Source organism: Pararhizobium sp. P1_E7, from assembly GCF_056405855.1.
The window spans coordinates 50,761-69,144 of the sequence record NZ_JBFUBH010000007.1 but is presented as its reverse complement, the minus strand read 5'-3'; the positions used below and the strand labels follow the sequence as shown (position 1 = coordinate 69,144).

Genomic DNA, 18,384 nt, shown 5'->3' with positions numbered 1-18,384 from the left:
CGCCCCTATGTTTTCGGGTCCGCAGATGACAGGCTGTTCTCTTGGTGTTAAGGCTTACTAATACAGCTGGCACGAACTCAGACATCCGCCAGCAGCAACTGAATGGAACGCTTAAAGCGATTCTATCTGAGATGGAAGGGTCATGATGACCTCGGTTGAAAACCATCCTTCAAAGCCGGATAAGGCGATTGGGGCGATACTTGCCTCTCTTGACGAGCAGATCACCCGTCAGGGGATCGACATCGATGCTCTCAAACAAGAGATCGAAAAGCTCACTCTACAGGTCCGAGAGAGAGAGAAGGACGTCAGCCGAATCCGGGAGGCGAAGCGACAGCTGACGCTGATCCAAACTACGCAGCTAGAAGCCGAGGAAATCGCATCTGAAGCCTTAAAGGTGCCTGAAGGCTTCGCAAAACGGCATGCAGAGCGGAAAAACGGGCAAGCCTGGCAAGTTCGACAACAGGCCTACCTGATATTGAAGGAGACGGGGCATCCGCTTAGTCGAGCGGAATTGCTTGAGAAAATGACTGCTGCGGGCTTCGTTATCGACTCCCCGCGTCCTCTCCACCGTATCGGGAAGATACTGTGGGAAGCAAAAGACGCTTTTGTCTATCATGACAACGGCTATTGGCTAGTAGGTGAGCCGGTTACCGAGCCGGTCGAGCGCATCAAACGATTTAGGACTCGGAAGCCCCGCAAGAAGAAAACCTTGGAAACCTAGAGAGGAGTGTCAATTCTAAAGGAATTCTATTAGAATTAACGTGCAAATCGTTTGGTCGCTTAAAATGTTGACATTTCAAACATAAGGGCATTCCAGAGGAATTCGCCTTCCACACGTTACTCTGTAATTCCTTGAGCATCTGTGGGTTTTAGCTCTAAAGCCACTGTGTCGAAGCGTGCTGGTGGCCACCCACAAAGGAATTTCTCTCACTACCGCCGACCGAGAATTTCCAAGACAGGCAGCTCTCCAAAGGAATTCTTGCGCGTTGCTAGGATTTTTCCTTCCAAATGCAGGGTGTATTTCCTTATCGAATTCCTTTCCGCAATTTAAAAGAATTCCTTGAGAAAGCTCTGAGGCCGAATGCCGGTTTCGGAAACACAAAAAGGGTTTGAGCGCTGAAGCATGGGTGCTGCAAGTTCTAAACCCTTGCTCCCCGAGGCCGGAAATTCGATCAATTCAGCACGTTGGATGACATCCATATGTGCCGAGTAGGCCGACCGTCGGGTTGCGGATCAACAACCACGTCAGATACCTTCCTCCTCAACTTACTATAGAATTTCGAGTCGGGGGTGGCGTGAGCGATTATTGGTCAGACAGGGCAGGATTGGCTGCCAACTTACGTCTCCTTACCCGAGAGGGGAAGTGGCTTGCCTGGGAAGACCGCGACGCCGATCCAGATGATGCTTCGAGCAGGAGGATAGCCGGAGCTAAGACGCGCGTTGAGGACACACTGAGCCAGGCGCTTCATTCTACCAACGTGATAGCCTTGCTGGGTTCGGGGGCTTCTTTTTGCGCAAAGAACGCGACTGTCAAACGAGCCCCTGGAATGGCCGACTTGTGGCATGCCGCGAGGGACAAGGTTTGCGAAGGAAATTTGTTTGGTCACGATGACTTCGACAACGTGGTGATTGATGTCATCGGCTCGTTGCCCGAAGAAGGTAAGGCTGGCGACATCGAGAACCTTCTAAGTCTTTGTAAAATGAAGCTTGAACTCTTGGAAGCTAGGGCTAAAAATCAGAAGCCCGTTGGTGAGGTTGCGCCATCGGACAGCTCGGCTGATCCTGTCACCGTCTTAAAACAGTTTATCGATAAGGCCGAGAGTGCGATTCTGCAGAGGGTTGACTTCGTCGACAACGAAACCGTGCTCTCCGCTCACAAGGCCCTAATTCAGAAATTGGCTAAGCGGGCGGTGGAAAAGCCCCGCGTAAGACTTTTTACCACCAACTATGACCTGTGCTTGGAAGAATCAGCCGCCCGTATCGGGGTTGTCCTCATTGATGGTTTCTCACACAGCGCCGAACAACGTTTTAACCGGGATTACTTCCAGCACGACATTGTCCGAAGGGCGACATCGGGCACAAAGGCGGATTATATCGACGGCGTTTTTCACCTGTATAAGCTTCACGGGTCAGTTGACTGGCGGCGGAAACAAGATGGAGTCGTCATACGCTCCCAAGCCAACGATACCGAGGGATTAAAGCCGGTACTGATATACCCGAGGTCGACGAAGTATCAGGAGGCGTTCGAGGTGCCGTATCTCGATATGTTCGCCGCATTCCAGGCAGCCCTGCGAGAACCTGACACGACGCTGGTTGTTGCGGGGTTCGGCTTTGCCGACGATCACATCAGCGCACCAATCTGGTCTGCATTGGAGTCAAACCTGAGCTTGCGGCTTATTCTTGTAGACCCGTCTTTCGTTCCGGTGGTCAGACTTGATGCAATCGGGGCCGGTGGCCACCTGATCGATCTGGAAATCGGTGTCCAACGGCAGTATCAGAAAAGGATTATGCGTCTAGTCGGAGAGGGCGACCCCCGCATTACCGTCCTTAATGGTCGTTTTGAAGACTTAGTGGACGCCATGCCAACGATCACCGGAGAGTCGGATCGACAACGCTTACAGATGCGTCTGGACCAAATCAGGGATTTTCCAGCGTGATTGATCCGGTAAACGCGCTCATCGATCAAGACAAACGGCTTGGCACAGTAACCCGCGTGTCCGCCGCATCAATTGAGCTGACCGTGYCGTTGGCACTGGCAGCGAGTGGCCAGAGGGGGTTGGCCCGAGGTGCGACAGGTGACTTTGTCTTTATTGATTGCGACAAGGAATGTATCCTTGGTCGTATTACCGAAGTTGCTATTCCTGACCGTCAGAGGCCTGGCCTTGAACGGCAGATGGAAAGCGAGGTTATCGCTGAGCCCCAAGGTCGCGCCCAGCTCTTAGCTACCGTCAGCAAAACGACCCATAAGGTCACGCGCGGCATCAATGTGAAGCCGCGTGTTGGCGACGGGGTGTTTCTTGCTGACGGTAGCGCCCTGGCGACGGCCATCCAGGAAGCTCTCCAAGGGGAACTGGAGCCCGGTCAAACGGAGAGGCTTCTGGTGAACCTCGGTCGCCTGTCCGGGATCACGGATAGCTTTATAGCCATGCCGCCCGAAAAGCTGTTTGGACGCCATTGTGGAGTATTCGGTGCGACGGGTGGCGGTAAAAGCTGGACGCTATCCAAACTTTTGAATGAAATAGTAAGGCTGAAGGGGAAGTGCATTCTCTTCGACCCGACCGGCGAGTTCCAGGGCAAGGTATCGGGGGCTACCGAGTTCTCTTTTTCTCAGGCGACAGAGAAGCAACCGCTCGCGCATTTCCCATACAAAAAATTGTCGGAAGTCGACCTATACGCACTTCTCACGCCGTCAGCGCAAGCTCAAGGCCCCAACCTCAGGAGTGCAATCAAAAGTTTGAGGCTAGTTAGCGCTCTGCGTAAAGAGCCCTATCGCTATCGAATGGAGAAGGTCGCGGGCGACCACCAACAGTTCTACATCACCGAAAATGCATTCGTGGAGGTCCGAAGAAGCGGCGTCATTAGGAAAGCAGGGAAAAGCCGAAATGCGGTCTCACTCGCACTTATTGCCCTTACCAGTGAAATGGACTCACACCATTGCGATTTTGACGTCAGGCTGCTCTCTGACCAGATACGGGAAGAATGCGTCAAGCAATACACCAATGATGAGATGGGCAACTACGGGCAACACGATGACTTCCTTCTCGGCAACTGCAACTCGCTTAACGTGCGCATTGAGAACTACCTATCGTCTCCGGAAATGCGATGCCTCTTTTCTGACGATGGCGTCGACATTTGTGCCGTTCTCGATGAATTCATCGCAGACCGGAACCAGCACGCCCTGGTTCTTTCGTTCGAGCATGTTAGCTACAAGTACAACACCCGCGAGCTGCTGCTAAACTCGCTCGGGCGGTACCTGCTCGGCCTCGCTCGCAAGAACACCTTCCAGAACCAGCCACTGGTCTGCTTCCTCGACGAAGCGCATCAATTTATTGGTCGATCAATTGGCGATGACGCGAACCAGGTTTCCCTTGATGCTTTCGGCCTCATAGCGAAGGAAGGTCGTAAATATGGGCTAACCACAGCTATCGCCACCCAGAGGCCTCGCGATGTCCCATCCGACGTGCTCAGCCAGCTGGGCACGCTGTTCGTCCATCGGCTAACAAACGACCGGGATCGAGAGACGATAGAACGAGCGTGTGGAGATTTGGATCGGGATGCGGCAGCATTCATCCCCTCGTTAGCGCAAGGAGAGGCTATTGTGGTCGGTCCGGAACTCCCTGCCCCGCTTCCGATCTTGATTGACAGCCCCGAGAAAGGGCAACAACCCTCCTCACACGGCCCGCGATATCAAGCTTTCTGGGGTTAGCAGCGGAGCTGGATGCACACTTTCTACAAAATCGCAATCTTTTGGATAAAATCGCAATCGTCGTCAGGCGGAAGCTCTCGGCGATAATGCAAGTCGCGTGAAGCACATCCGCAATCCATTGATTTCGGCAATGCGAGGTGCATTTCGCGATTCCGAAAATCCCAATCTACATGTCAGCGTCGCAATCTCTTGGATTGAGAATTTTAATTTGTTGGTCTCTACATTTTTCGACGGTTTTAAAACGTCATTTCAATCCGCGGATGCATCATGTTTCTTGATGCAAGAGATCAATTATATTCGCTTGAATGATGAATGGCGTTCCGGCATTACTCTCTCATGGTCGCGACCTTTTGAAACCTCCCAGTCAAAAGGAACCAGAACAATGGCATTCTTCAGTTTRGAACATAGTAGCAAGTCAAGGCACTCGTCCTTTGCTTCGGCCCTTTTCGGCCTRCACGCACGTGCTGTCGCCTCGTGGAAGCGGCACCGTACCGAGCGGGCTCTTGAAAACCTGCCCTACGACACCTTGAAGGACATCGGCTACCCTTCCGCCGACAGGAGCAAGGGTGCAGCATCACCACGATGACGCAGGCAGCAACGGCCGGTGACGGTCCGCCGTGTCGAAAAACCGTCAATCGTGTTTAGCAAAGGGCATTTCGGCCAGGACGGCGGAATGCCCTTTTTGCTTGTTGAAAACCATGCGGTTTGCATGGCCTATTTCCGACACGTCTCGCCACCCCTCCGTGATGTCGTAAACAGTCAAGGACACGTCCGGATAGGCATCAAAAAACCGGCTGCAACTCGGGGCCGCAAGACGTGGATACGACATTTTTGTCGCTAGGAGTGAAATTTTCGGCCATTTTCCCCTATTATGCCCATTTTAGAGGCAGGCCACCTCAGGGGCCCGGAATTTATTTCTTCCCAGTCGCTGGCATCCATGCCAATGTCGCATTCAGGAAAGCTTGATGACGCATTTCCACGTGACAAATGCGACATCCGCGGCGCATGGGACCCTTCGATGAACAAGCCACTGACCAAAAAGCGATCTCTCGTCTTCTTTCTCGTGCCCAACTTCTCGATGCTGCCGTTTTCCGCAGCGATCGAAACGCTGCGCATCGCCAATCGTATGCTGGGCTATGAGGCCTATACGTGGCGCCTTTCCTCGACGGACGGCTCGCAGGTGCTGTCATCGAGCGGCATCGGCCTGGAGGTGAACACCTCACTTGCCGACGAACGGAAGTTTCTCGGCGGCGAGAACCGGCCATCCATGGTGCTGGTCTGTTCCGGCATCTATGTCGAGGACTTCAACAACAAATCCGTCAATGCCTGGCTGCGGGAGGTCTACAATCGCGGCGTCTCCGTTGGCAGTCTCTGTACGGGCGCCCATGTGCTGGCAACTGCCGGCCTTTTGACGGGCAAGCGCTGCGCCATTCACTGGGAAAACCTGCCGGGCTTCGCCGAAAGCTTCCCGCAGGTCGATGTCTATGCCGATCTTTATGAAATCGACAGCAACATCTACACCTGCGCCGGCGGCACCGCCTCGCTGGACATGATGCTGAACCTGATCGATCAGGATTTCGGCGAAAACCTCGTCAACCGCGTCTGTGAACAGGCCCTCACCGATCGTGTACGCGGACCGCATGATCGCCAGCGCCTGCCGCTTCGCGCGCGTCTCGGCGTGCAGAATGCCAAGGTCCTGTCGATCATCGAACTGATGGAAGGCAACCTCTCCGAGCCGTTGTCACTGTTGGAAATCGCCGACGGTGCCGGACTGTCGCGCCGTCAGATCGAGCGCCTGTTCCGCCAGGAGATGGGCCGCTCCCCTGCCCGCTACTATCTGGAGATTCGCCTCGACCGCGCCCGCCACCTGCTCGTGCAGTCGGCCATGCCGGTGGTCGAAGTCGCGGTCGCCTGCGGTTTCGTCTCGGCTTCGCACTTCTCGAAGTGTTATCGCGAACTCTACAACCGGTCGCCCCAGCAGGAACGCGCCGAACGCAAGCTGACGCTGCAGGCAGCGCGGTAAACATCTCATCTGAAACAGCGGCGCCGGTAGCCTGGCGCCGCTTTTGTCTTAGCCGCCATCAACGGCGGCTTTATGCTTTTTTGGCGATTTTCGCGCCCAAAGTCTGAATTTTGGTCAGCGTATCGAGATTCTGGTTCACCCGGCAGTAAAACTCTTCATTGACGAACGGGCGCAGCATGAAATCGTTGCCGCCCGCTTTCAGGAAACGCGCCGACAGGAGACGGTTTGCGGAAGACGACACACCGATGATGCGTAGCTGATGCGGCCCGTAGGCGCCGCGGATACGGCGGGTCAACTCGAAGCCGTCGATATCCGGCATGTTGTAATCGGTGATCACCAGGCCGATGTCCGGATGCTTCTTCAGCAATTCAAGCGCCGCAGCTCCGCTTTCGGCCGAGCTGGTGCGAAAATTGTAGCGCTTCAGCTGTGTCGTCAAAAGCGCGCGCGCCGTCGGGCTGTCATCGACGATCAGGACGTGGTGCTTGTGGTTCGTCAGGAAGCGGCAGACGGATTCTGCCAGCATATCGACAGCGAAAACGCTGTCCTTGATAACATAATCGACGATATCCTTGGCAAGGATTGTTTCGCGGGTGCTTTCCTGGAAAGTACCGGTAAAGACGATCGTCGGCACGCTCATGTCGATGAGATAGGACAACGCCTCGCCGTTTTCGGCGCCGGGCAGATTGATGTTGGAAATGGCGAGCGTTGCCGGGAAGGAAGCGTTTTCGACGGAGAACTGCAGGTCGTCATAGTCGCGGCAGACGATAACGTCGATGTCGAGAAGTTCCTTCAGCCTCTTGGAGACCAAGGCGGAGAAGAGATTGGAATCCTCGGCAAGCACAATACGATGCTGCTGCAAGGATTCACCGGAATAGTACATTCCGGACACGCCGAAAAATGACATTGATCGCCTATCTGAAAAGATTGTCCCCGGGGCCAAGCTACGCAGAAAGGTTTTCGCAGTCGTTAATTGCTTGCTGAAATAAGAGCCCGCTTCAATGCGAAAAGAAAAGGCTGAGATTCGGACCGGACGCATAAGCAGCACAGGCCAGGCCGCGCTGTTTTTACCCCGTCGCACGAGGGTGGTTGGCGGTCCTTTGGTTATTCGTCACTCCGACAAAGCGGCGCAGCCCAACCTCACTTTTGCGTAATGCCGCCTCAGGCTATTCTGAATACCCCTGCGGTGGAGATTTTGCAGCATGGCGAAACTCGTCTTTGGAATGAACCAGTCTCTGGACGGCTACGTCGACTACCAGGAATTTGCGCCTGGCCCCGCGCTCTTTCGTCACTGGATAGCGCAAGTACGCGACCTGACGGGCAGCGTATACGGTCGCCGCATGTACGAGATCATGCGTTACTGGGACGAAGACCATCCTGAGTGGAATGCGGAGCAACGCGAGTTCGCGGCGGCGTGGCGGCACCAACCGAAATGGGTCGTGTCGCGCTCGTTGACGTCAGTCGGCCCCAACGCAACACTTGTCGAGGATGACATCGAGGCAGTGATACGTGGCCTGAGGGCCCGGCTCGCTGGGGAGATTGCAGTTTCCGGACCAGATCTGGCGCAAAGCCTAACCGACCTTGGTCTTGTTGATGAGTATCGACTCTACTTCCACCCCGTCGTGCTTGGTCGAGGCAAGCCATTTTTCGCCGGCCCGCGGCCACCACTCCGCCTTGTTTCCACCGATCACGTTGGCGAGGACGTGATTAGGCTAACGTACGTTCCTGCTTAATCGCGCGTATCGCGCAGTCGTCGCGCCTTACTTCACGACGGCCGAGCCGTTGACGATCTCGATCGTTTCGTCGCCTTGCAGACCGATGCGGTCGCCGCTCGGCGTCGTGATGAAGCAGCCGCTGGGGCAGATCGATTCCGTCCCGCCGGCACTGATGGCCACTTCCATGCGGCTTTCGCCTTCGACGACGACCAGCACGGCGGCCTCGCTATCCTTGTTGGTCACCGTCGCCGACCACGCCGGAAGAGCCATCGCGACAGTCAGAACCCATGCGCTTACGAGTGTTTTCATTGCCTATCAGCGCTTCAGCGCCGCCCCTTGTTGGCACCCTGCTTTTCCAGGCGGTAGACCTGGACAGGACAAGATGCCTCTTCGCCCCGCACCAGACTAACGCACGCCGGAGGAATTGCATGGAAAATATTAGGAGGCGGCTGAATAGGGGCTGAATGATCGGGATAACCGGCGTTCATCTCGTGCCGAGCCATCAGCTCTGCAGATAAGGCAGCCAGTCTCGCAAATGAAACAAAAAAAGCACCCGCTCGATTGAGCGGGTGCCGGGTTCCTGTGTAACTGGCCGTGAAAAGATCAGCTCTTTGGCTTGAGATTTTCCGGGTCGTAGAGCGGTTTGTAGCCGATACCGACGACTTCGACCGGGTAGGTCTCGGCGAAGTATTCGACGGTCAGCTTGCGGCCTTCCTGGGCATAGGCGTGTGGAAGGTAGGCAAGCGCGATGTTCTTGCCGATGGTCGGACCGTAAGCCACCGAGGTGGTGTAGGAGCGGCGGCCAAGTTCGTCCACCAGCACCTTGCCGGTTTCGGGATCCATAACGGGCATGGAGCCGACCGGGTAGCGCTTGACGCCCTTGCTATCGGTATTCTCCGTCATCACCAGCGTGCAAAGCATGGCTGGCTGATGGGCCCTCGCCTTATATTCCAGATGCTTGGCCTTACCGCGGAAGTCGGCTTCCTTGACCTTCGGACGGGCAAGGTCGGCTTCGATAAGGTTGTACTGGGTCAGAAGGTCGGCGTTCTGCAGGCGCAGGCTCTTTTCCATGCGGCGCGAGTTCGCGTAGGTCTCGACGCCGAAGGCCATGACGCCGGTTGCCCTGAGCGCATCCCAGACTGCCAGGCCGTCCTCGTACTTCATATGCAGTTCCCAGCCCTGCTCGCCGACATACGAGATACGGAAGGCGGTGACATGTCGGCCGCCGATTTCGATCTGCTTGATTGCGGCGAAGGCGAAGTTCTCGGGATCGAGGCCGGCCGGGTCCGCAACCACCTTCTTCAGCGTATCGCGGGCGTTCGGGCCCCAGATGCCGATGGTGATGTACTTCTCGGTGACGTCGGTGATGGTGACATCAAGGCCCCGGTCTTCCGCAACGCGGCGCATGTAGTGGAAGTCGCGCGGGCCGGCGTCGGCGCCGTTGATCAACCGGCAGCGGTCGGCCATGCGGATGACGGTGAAGTCGGCGCGGACCATGCCCTCGTCGTCGAGGAAGTGGGTGTAGATGCCCTTGCCGATGTTGCCGTCGCCACCGATCTTGGCGGCGCAGAGCCATTCGAGCAGCTCGACATGATCCGGTCCCTCGATATCCACCATGTGGAAGTGCGAGAGGTTGACGATGCCGCAATCCTCGCTCATTGCCAGATGCTCGGCGTTGGAGACGCGCCAGAAGTGGCGGCTGTCCCACTCGTTCTCGCGCACCGGAACCTTGTCGCCGTATTTTTCCAGGAGGTGCTCGTTGGCCTTGTAGCCGTGCGCACGCTCCCAGCCGCCGAGTTCCATGAAGTAGCCACCAAGCTCCTTCTCGCGCTCGTGGAAGGGTGAGCGCTTGACGCCGCGGCCGGACGCATAGGGCTCGCGGGTGTGCACGGCCGGGAAGTAGATCTTCTGCGCGGCCTCGAAACTGCGGCCTTCGATGAACTCTTCCGTCAGCTGGTGCGGGTAGAAGCGGGCATAGTCGATGCTGTTATGATCGATTTCGGTGCGGCCGTCGGTCATCCAGTCGGCAATCAGCTTGCCGTAGCCGGGACCATCCTTCACCCAGATGGCGACGCAGTACCAGAGGCCACGCACCTTCTGGCTCTCGCCGCAGGACGGGCCGCCGGCGGCCGATACCTGCAACAGGCCGTTGAAAGAATGGCCTTCGTTGTAGCCGAGTTCGCCCAGGATCGGGGTCAGCTCCATGGCCTTTTCGAGCGGCTCGAGGATCTGTTCCATATCGAGGTCGCGCTGCGACGGCGACAGGCGCGCCTCATGCTTTTCGAGAATCTCGCGCGGGTGGCAGAGACGTGGATTGGTGGTCTCGTAGTAGCCCCACTCGATCTGGCCGCCTTCAGTGGTCTTCGGGTCGCCTGTGTCGCGCATATAGGCGGAGTTGCCCTGGTCGCGCAGAAGCGGGAAACCGATTTCCTTGCCCGTGCCTTCAAATTCATTGTACGGGCCGAAGAAGGTGAGCGGATGGTCGACCGGCATGACCGGCAGGTCCTCGCCGACCATTTCGGCAATCAGACGGCCCCAGATGCCGGCACAGACGATGACGTGATCGGCCATGATCGTGCCGCGATGGGTGACGACGCCCTTGATGCGGCCGCCCTCGACGATCAGCGATTGGGCCGGCGTGTTGCCGTAGACCTGAAGCTTGCCGGATTTCTCGGCCGCATCGACCAGCTTGCCCGCAACCGTCTGCGAACGCGGAATGACGAGGCCGGCGTCCGGATCGAACATGCCGCCCATGACCTGATCTTCCTCGATCAGCGGGAACATCTGCTTGATCTCGGAGGGCGAAACGGAATGCGCGCGGGTGCCAAAAGCCTTGGCGGAGGACAGCTTGCGCTTGATCTCTTCCATCCAGGCGTCGTCGCCGGTGCGCACGACTTCCAGGCCGCCGATGCGGGCGTAGTGCCCCATCTTCTCGTAGAAATCGATCGAATACTGGGTGGTCCAGACCGAAAGATAATCATGGCTGGTCGTGTAGCAGAAGTCCGAGGCATGCGCCGTCGAACCGATGTCGGTCGGGATGCCCGACTTGTCGATGCCTACAATATCGTCCCATCCACGCTCGATGAGATGGTGCGCGATCGACGCGCCCACGATGCCACCCAAACCGATGATGACGACCTTCGCCTTTTGCGGAAATTCTGCCATTGCCCAAGACCCTGATTGAATATTGAAACCGATTTTAGAGTTTGCACCGCCGACAGTAGAGCCTGTCTACGACATAATCATCGTGCTGCACGACCAGAGAAGCACAGACCGCAAATTGCCACGTCCGACGATTGCCCGATCAATCCCCGGCGACAAAACGCCAGAAACCGAAAACAGCGGCGATCGTCGCGCCGGCCAACCGCCACTCCCATCGTTTAACCGCGAGCCATCAATCCTTGTCGCCCACCGCATCGACGGTGACTCGCCGGGGCCGCCGCTGCGTTCCACTGCGCTTGAAGGCTTCCTCGGCGGGCGGCGCCACCCCGCCCGGGCGGGCCGCCTCTACCTGTTGCGCCAGGGCATCGGCTTGCGGGCCTGGAGGCAGGGGCTCCGGTTCCAGCACTTCCTTGGGAAACGGAGCGCCGAGCCCGTCGTCCTTGAACCGCTCGTAGATCGCCAGCCGAAGATCGTTGCGCACGCCGTTGCCATTGACGATATCGGCCAGGTAGACCCGCAATTCGAAGGTCATGGTCGCTTCGCCGAAGGCGGCGAAGACAGCCTGTGGTTCCGGATTTYTCAACACCAGCGGATGGGCAGCGGCAATTTGCAAAAGCGTGTCCATCACCTGTCGCGGCGCGCTGTCATAGCTGACGGTCACGGGAATGTCCGACCGGCCGAGCTTGTTCTTGTGCGTCCAGTTACCGACGGAGGCGTTGATGAACAGCGAATTCGGCACCATGATCGTCTGGCGCTGGAATGTCTCGATCTCGGTTGCGCGAACGGAGATGCGCTTGACGAAACCTTCGGTCGTGCCCGTGACCACCCAGTCTCCCACCTTGAACGGTCGCTCGACCAGAAGAATGAGGCCTGAGACAAAGTTGGAGACGATATTCTGCAGACCGAAACCGACGCCGAGGGACAGGGCGCCGGCCACAAGCGCAAGGTTCGACAGATCAAATCCGGCCGCAGAAATACCGATGAGGCCGGCAAGACCGATGCCGAGATAGCCGATGCCGGTCTTGACGGAGTTTCGCACGCCCGTATCGACGCGGCTGCGCGCCATCACATTGCCGTCGAGCCAGCGCTGGAACCAGCGCGTCACCACATATCCGCCGGCAAACAGCAAAATCCCGGCCAGGATGCCGACGATCGAGATCTTGATGCTGCCGATATTGATGTCGGTGAAAATGCGGTAAGCCCAGGCCTCGATATCGGCGATCTGGAAACCCCATTGCAGCAGGATCAGCGGAATGAAGAACAGGACCACCAGCACGTAGATTCCAAGGCCTGCGGCCAAGCCGGTCTGGTCCAGCGCAACCTGCTCCAGCCCGAATCGTTTTTCGAGATAGCGCCCGACGATCGTGTCGGCGAGCGCGTTCTGCTTGGCAACCGCCTTGCCGGTCAGCATACCGATATACATCGTCACCAGAATGGCACCGGTCATGACGATTTGCGTGGCGATGAAGCGCGCGAGACCGACATAGCCCGACAACGCGGCAAGGATTAGCACTATGCCGCTGAAAACGAACAGCAAGGAAACGGCCCGGGGCCAGGGCTTGCCCTGACCATCCAGCGTATCGCCGGCCGGGACGATCGGCTTGATCAGAGACATCGCCATCAGGATGATGCCGGTGATGATGGTGGCGATCAGGCTTTTGACAACCGTCAAGACTACCGGCGAGCCCATGACCTCGCTGACAGTGCCGGCGAGATAGTCAAGGCCATTGACAACGGCCATGGCAAAGATCGACAGCGCCAAAAGGCGCGCACCATGATCGGAGACACGCACAAGCCGCCAGACGCTTTGCCTCGGAGCAAGAACGGCATTCGACAAGGTTGAAACGAACAGCAGCGCGACGCAGACTGCCAAAGTGATCGAAATCAGTGGCGCGATATCGGGCCGCAGCACCTTGAAAGCCTGAAGGAAAAAATAGCTCGTGACCGCAAACGCCGCCATGGCCGCCGTCGGAACCATCGTTGACCAGAACGCCACCGACAGGCGGGTGATATAGCCCGGTTCCTCGCTCAGCAGCTCGCGATGGATCAACGGAAAAAATAGCCTTCGCGTGCCGGCGAGCAGGACGAGCGCCGCGCACAGCGACAGGAACAAGGCCGACAATAGCTGCAAACGCTTGAAGTTCCACGCAAACGTCAACCAGCTACCGACCGTGCGTGTAGAGGCCCGCAGTTCGAGCGTCAGGGCGCCCACGGCCTCCATCACCATCGAACCGTTGATATCGGTGTGTTTGAGAAGCGTGTTGCTGAAGAGCGCGCGCCGCGTGGCGGTGATGCCGTTGGACAGCTTGGTTGCCTTGATCGACAAGTCCTCGGCCGTCCCCGTCAGGGCGTTGATTTCGCTGCGCTCGGCAACAAGGCGCTTGCGTTCCTGCGCAACGACATCCGCCTCAGGCGGCGCGCCTTCCGCCGGCGGGTCTCCGAGCTCGGCCAGACGCGCCTTGATTTCATCCAGCCGCGGCCGGGTGGCGACCGATGTGGCGATGATCTGCTTGGCGATCGCATCGACCTCGACCTTCAGTTCGGCGAGACGGCCGTCGTCATCCTTGGCGTTCTTTGTCTGATCGGTCAGCCGTGCAAGGTTCTTGTTTGCCGCTTCCAGTTGCTCGGCGGCCTGCGCCTGCGGGCTCGCCACTTCCGCAACAGGTTGTGGAGCTGCTTTGAAGGCCGGCTGCTGCGCCATGGCGGGCAGCGATGCGGCAAACATCCACAAGCACAGGAAAGCGGCAAAGAATTTAGACATCATCGGTAATCACATATCCCTTTTCCGGCAGGCCGCGATCCAGAACAGAATCGGGGCGCAGCGCAGACAATCGGCGTTCCATAGGCCGGGCGGCAGCCAGATGCAAAATCGGTCTTGCGGTTTCCCGCCATCCGTCGATGGCCGGACAGGTCAAAATCCCGACCCGGGCTGGGAGAGAAACGCAACCTCCGCCGGCGTGGAAACGCGCCCCAAGATCGCATTGCGATGCGGGAACCGGCCAAACTGCCGAATGACCTCGCAGTGACGGATGGCATAGTCCAGATAATAGCCATCGCCCAGATCCGTGAAAAGCGCCACCGATTTCGCCTGGTCGACAAGATTTTCGGAGTGTTCGAACGGAAGATAAAGGAAAACGCGCTGATCGACCGAAAGGCCGATATCCGCCCCGGCTTCGAGTGCGAGGGTCGCCTCACGCAAGGCGAGACCGTCGGTCGCGAATGCAAGCGGCGATCCTCGATACATATTGCGCGGCATCTGGTCGAAAAGAACGACAGTGGCAAGCCGGCTTTTCGCCGTAGCGCGCCATTCCGGCGGAACAGCACGCGCCAACTCCAGATGGGTCGTCCTGAAACGCTGCTCGCACTGGCTGTCAAGCGCCGGATGCGGCTTGAACCAATCCTGCGGTTGCAACTCGTCGAACCAGAACGACAGAACATCGTCCGGTGTACATATGCCGGCGGTACCCGCCATAGCCTCTTTCCTCTTCTATTCGCCCGCCACGGCGACGCCTCTGGGCCCTCAAAGACATAGGAAACACCAACCGCATGTCCAGCAAGCCCGGCAATGACTGGCGAATCGCCGCCGCCCGGGCCGTATTGCCGGCGGCCTGTTTCACATGCAATTTCGGCCTTACCACGGCAAATGACACTTTCGCGCGCATATTTCGTGAGAGCCCACCCTGCGGCGAAACAAGCCGGTACCGCATCAAACGGCGGGCTGGAAAATTATCCCGGAAACGGTATGTCAAACAAGGTAAGGGGTCCGGTGATCCCGGTTGGGAGTTCGACAATGAAAAAAGCGATCGTTGCGGCCCTTGCCGCCCTGTTTTTGACGTCCTGCGTCGAGACGCAGTCCTACGGCGGATCCTATCGCGGCCCGGAGCCCATCCCCGGCAGCATTACCTATGGCGGCCAGCCCCGCACCAAGCTCAGAAAGGCGCCGGTCGGCAGCACCCTTCACAATAATTTCTACGGCCCCTACGGCGAACGCATCGAGGAAACATACATGGTCATGCCCGACCGGTCGCTCAAGCTGGTCGCCCGCCGCCGCGGCTTCGTCGGTTTCCCCTTTGATTGACGTTCCTACATTAGCGATGGCGTGGTAACGTCGGCTGGGGGGAACTGCCTATCGTGGCCAATTTGAGGCAAATGATTTCGGCATTGGCCCTGTCGATGGCAGGACTTTCTCCGGCCGATCCCGGAAAAGGAAAGTTCTGCGTTATAATATTCCACCTAATGAATAGAGTATACCTGCTAACAACGGAGGTAGACATGCGAGCGAAACAACTCACGAGATTCTTTACGGTGGCGCTTCTCGCCTCGAGCATCCAGATCGGCAGCCAGGTCGGCGCAATGGGTGTTGCATTTGCCGATACGACGATTCTCAATGTCTCCTATGATCCGACGCGCGAGCTCTACAAGGACTTCAATGCGGCCTTCGCTGAAAAGTGGAAGGCGGATACGGGCGAGACGGTGACGATTCAGGCGTCACATGGGGGATCTGGCAAGCAGGCCCGTGCGGTAATCGACGGGCTGGACGCCGATGTCGTGACGCTGGCGCTTGAAGCCGATATCGATGCGATTGCCAAGGAAACCGGCAAGATTCCGGCAGACTGGAAGACGAAATTCGATAACAATAGCGCGCCCTACACCTCGACCATCGTGTTTTTGGTGCGCAAGGGCAATCCCAAGGGCATCAAGGACTGGGGCGACCTGGTGAAGGACGGCGTTCAGGTCATCACGCCGAACCCGAAGACCTCTGGCGGCGCCCGCTGGAATTTCCTGGCTGCCTGGGCCTGGGCACGCGCTGCCAATGGCGGTGACGATACCAAGGCGCAGGAATACGTCACCGAGCTGTTCAAGCATGTTCCGGTTCTCGACACAGGCGCACGCGGTGCGACCACGACATTCGTGCAGCGTGGCCTTGGCGACGTTCTGCTCGCCTGGGAAAACGAGGCCTATCTTTCGCTCGAGGAACTTGGCCCGGACAATTTTGACATCGTCACCCCGTCCATCTCCATCAAGGCTGAACCGCCGGTGGCGCTGGTCGATGGCAATGTCGATACCAAGGGCACACGCAAGGTCGCGGAAGCCTATCTGAAGTATCTCTATTCGGATGTCGGCCAAAAAATTGCGGCCAAACACTACTATCGCCCCTTCAAGCCGGAAGTCGCCGATCCAAATGATATCAAGCGATTTGGCGATGTGAAGCTCGTGACTATTGACGAATTCGGCGGATGGAAGGAAGCTCAGCCAAAATATTTTGGAGATGGTGGGCTCTTTGACCAGATCTACAAGCCGGGGCAATAAAACTTTATGACGACACGCACAGCTTCGCTGTGGCAATTCAGACAGCCGAGCGTCATTCCGGGATTCGGATTGGCGCTCGGCGTTACTTTGTCATGGCTCATACTCATCATTCTCATTCCTCTGTCCGGCCTCGCCTGGCGCTCGAGCGCATTGGGCTGGAGCACGTTTTGGCAACTCGCCACCGACCAGAGAACCGTTAACGCACTGCGCATCAGTTTCGGAACCGCCTTCGTGGCGGCGCTCATAAACGTCGTCTTCGGCGTCATCCTCGCCTGGGTACTGGTCCGCTACCGTTTTCCAGGCAAGCGCATCATCGACGCCATGGTCGATTTGCCCTTCGCCTTGCCGACGGCCGTTGCCGGCATTGCCCTGACGACGCTCTACGCGCCGAATGGCTGGATCGGCAGTCTTTTGACCCCGCTCGGCATCAAGATCGCCTTCACGCCCCTCGGTATTGTCTTTGCGCTGGTCTTCGTCGGCCTGCCCTTCGTTGTCAGGACCGTGCAGCCGATCATGGAAGAGATCGACAAGGAGGTGGAAGAGGCCGCAGCGACGCTGGGTGCCAACCGGTTCCAGACCATCAGCCGCGTACTTCTGCCGGGACTTGCACCTGCGGTCCTCACCGGTTTTGCACTGGCCTTTGCCCGCGGCGTCGGCGAATACGGTTCCGTCATCTTCATCGCCGGCAACCTTCCCTATATCTCGGAAATAGCACCTCTGCTGATCGTCATCCGCCTGGAGGAATTCAACTATCCGGCCGCAACCGCAATCGCCGCCGTCATGCTGGTGATCTCTTTTGCCATGCTGTTGATCATCAACACGATACAAGCCTGGAGCAGAAGGAGGTACGGCTATGGCGCATGATGGGACAACCTCCGGCACCGGTAACACCGAATTGGTCCGGGTCGCCACATCGGAGCACCGGTTGGCGCGCTATGGGCTGATCGGCCTTGCCCTCTGTTTCGTGGCGCTCTTTCTGGTCCTGCCTCTGGCGGCTGTCTTCACGGAAGCGCTGCGCAACGGCCCGGGCGAGTTCTTCGTCGCCCTGACCGACCCGGAGACCTTTTCGGCCATCGAATTGACGCTTCTCGTCGCGGTGATCGCCGTGCCGCTCAACCTGGTTTTCGGCATCGCCGCCGCCTGGGCGATCGCCAAGTTCGAGTTCAAGGGCAAGGCGTTCCTCACCACCCTGATCGACCTGCCCTTCTCGGTGTCGCCGGTCATTTCAGGTCTGGTCTTCGTCCTTTTGTTCGGCTCCCACAGCCTGCTTGGACCATGGCTGCAGCATCACGGCATCCAGATCCTGTTTGCGGTTCCAGGCATCGTCCTTGCCACGGTCTTCGTCACATTTCCCTTCGTTGCCCGCGAACTGATCCCGCTGATGCAGGAACAGGGTACCAGCGACGAGGAAGCGGCGCTCTCGCTGGGAGCGAGCGGCTGGCAGACCTTCTGGCATGTCACGCTGCCCAACATCAAATGGGGCCTGCTCTACGGCGTCCTGCTCTGCAATGCCCGCGCCATGGGCGAATTTGGCGCAGTCTCCGTCGTCTCCGGGCACATCCGCGGACTGACGAACACCATGCCGCTGCAGGTGGAAATCCTCTACAATGAATATAATTTCGTTGCCGCCTTCGCCGTCGCAACGCTTCTCGCCCTGCTGGCTCTCGTCACCCTCGTTCTGAAATCGCTGCTTGAAATGAAGTACAGCGAACAGATCGCCGCCAGCCGCCGGCACTGAAAGGTTAAGTCTA

Annotated in this window: 15 protein-coding genes; 10 read left to right on the top strand and 5 right to left on the bottom strand. The window is 57.8% G+C overall.

Annotation, left to right across the window (positions count from 1 at the left end):
• The first annotated feature begins 142 nt into the window (after positions 1 to 142).
• From AC1D17_RS10340 to AC1D17_RS10320, 5 genes are all read left to right on the top strand, one after another.
• Entirely contained in the window at positions 143 to 721 is a 579-nt protein-coding gene (locus tag AC1D17_RS10340; RefSeq protein WP_477565320.1) for a hypothetical protein, read from the top strand.
• Between the two features lie 826 nt (positions 722 to 1,547).
• Positions 1,548 to 2,657, top strand: coding sequence for an SIR2 family protein (locus AC1D17_RS10335; RefSeq protein ID WP_237352625.1), 1,110 nt, complete (start codon positions 1,548 to 1,550; stop codon positions 2,655 to 2,657).
• Positions 2,654 to 4,426, top strand: a complete 1,773-nt coding sequence (locus AC1D17_RS10330; protein ID WP_477565319.1) for an ATP-binding protein — start codon at positions 2,654 to 2,656, stop codon at positions 4,424 to 4,426. Before AC1D17_RS10335 ends, AC1D17_RS10330 begins: the two co-directional genes overlap by 4 nt.
• Before the next feature lie 382 nt (positions 4,427 to 4,808).
• On the top strand, positions 4,809 to 5,012 hold the full coding sequence (locus AC1D17_RS10325; RefSeq protein ID WP_477565464.1) for a hypothetical protein: 204 nt from the start codon (positions 4,809 to 4,811) through the stop codon (positions 5,010 to 5,012).
• A 432-nt stretch (positions 5,013 to 5,444) separates the two neighbouring features.
• The gene (locus AC1D17_RS10320; protein ID WP_477565318.1) at positions 5,445 to 6,449 is read left to right on the top strand and encodes a GlxA family transcriptional regulator; all 1,005 of its coding nucleotides are present in this window, start codon (positions 5,445 to 5,447) and stop codon (positions 6,447 to 6,449) included.
• Between the two features lie 70 nt (positions 6,450 to 6,519).
• Here AC1D17_RS10320 and AC1D17_RS10315 read toward each other — a convergent pair whose 3' ends face one another.
• Positions 6,520 to 7,353: a response regulator gene (locus AC1D17_RS10315; RefSeq protein WP_477565317.1), complete on the bottom strand. Its 834-nt coding sequence runs from the start codon at positions 7,351 to 7,353 to the stop codon at positions 6,520 to 6,522.
• A gap of 295 nt (positions 7,354 to 7,648) precedes the next feature.
• Between AC1D17_RS10315 and AC1D17_RS10310 the strand changes: the two genes are divergently transcribed.
• Positions 7,649 to 8,179, top strand: coding sequence for a dihydrofolate reductase family protein (locus tag AC1D17_RS10310; protein ID WP_477565316.1), 531 nt, complete (start codon positions 7,649 to 7,651; stop codon positions 8,177 to 8,179).
• A gap of 27 nt (positions 8,180 to 8,206) precedes the next feature.
• On the opposite strand, the gene AC1D17_RS10305 is transcribed toward AC1D17_RS10310, so the two are convergent.
• From AC1D17_RS10305 to AC1D17_RS10290, 4 genes are all read right to left on the bottom strand, one after another.
• Positions 8,207 to 8,470, bottom strand: coding sequence for a hypothetical protein (locus AC1D17_RS10305; RefSeq protein WP_477565315.1), 264 nt, complete (start codon positions 8,468 to 8,470; stop codon positions 8,207 to 8,209).
• Between the two features lie 294 nt (positions 8,471 to 8,764).
• Positions 8,765 to 11,326 carry a GcvT family protein gene (locus tag AC1D17_RS10300; RefSeq protein ID WP_477565314.1) on the bottom strand — a complete coding sequence of 854 codons (2,562 nt, stop codon included), beginning with the start codon at positions 11,324 to 11,326 and terminating at the stop codon, positions 8,765 to 8,767.
• Between the two features lie 229 nt (positions 11,327 to 11,555).
• Positions 11,556 to 14,087: a mechanosensitive ion channel family protein gene (locus AC1D17_RS10295; protein WP_477565313.1), complete on the bottom strand. Its 2,532-nt coding sequence runs from the start codon at positions 14,085 to 14,087 to the stop codon at positions 11,556 to 11,558.
• Between the two features lie 147 nt (positions 14,088 to 14,234).
• On the bottom strand, positions 14,235 to 14,795 hold the full coding sequence (locus AC1D17_RS10290) for a DUF924 family protein (protein ID WP_477565312.1): 561 nt from the start codon (positions 14,793 to 14,795) through the stop codon (positions 14,235 to 14,237).
• 318 nt (positions 14,796 to 15,113) lie between these two features.
• On the opposite strand from AC1D17_RS10290, the gene AC1D17_RS10285 reads away from it, so the two are divergent.
• The 4 genes from AC1D17_RS10285 (at position 15,114) to cysW (ending at position 18,371) form a co-directional block, all read left to right on the top strand.
• A complete protein-coding gene (locus AC1D17_RS10285) occupies positions 15,114 to 15,401 on the top strand; it encodes a hypothetical protein (RefSeq protein WP_477565311.1) in 288 nt (95 codons plus the stop codon).
• Between the two features lie 194 nt (positions 15,402 to 15,595).
• Complete coding sequence (locus tag AC1D17_RS10280; RefSeq protein WP_477565310.1) at positions 15,596 to 16,633, top strand: sulfate ABC transporter substrate-binding protein; 1,038 nt, start codon at positions 15,596 to 15,598, stop codon at positions 16,631 to 16,633.
• A gap of 6 nt (positions 16,634 to 16,639) precedes the next feature.
• A complete protein-coding gene (gene cysT, locus AC1D17_RS10275; protein WP_477565309.1) occupies positions 16,640 to 17,497 on the top strand; it encodes a sulfate ABC transporter permease subunit CysT in 858 nt (285 codons plus the stop codon).
• The gene (gene cysW, locus AC1D17_RS10270; RefSeq protein ID WP_477565308.1) at positions 17,487 to 18,371 is read left to right on the top strand and encodes a sulfate ABC transporter permease subunit CysW; all 885 of its coding nucleotides are present in this window, start codon (positions 17,487 to 17,489) and stop codon (positions 18,369 to 18,371) included. The genes cysT and cysW overlap by 11 nt, the downstream gene beginning before the upstream one ends.
• The last annotated feature ends 13 nt before the right edge of the window (positions 18,372 to 18,384 follow it).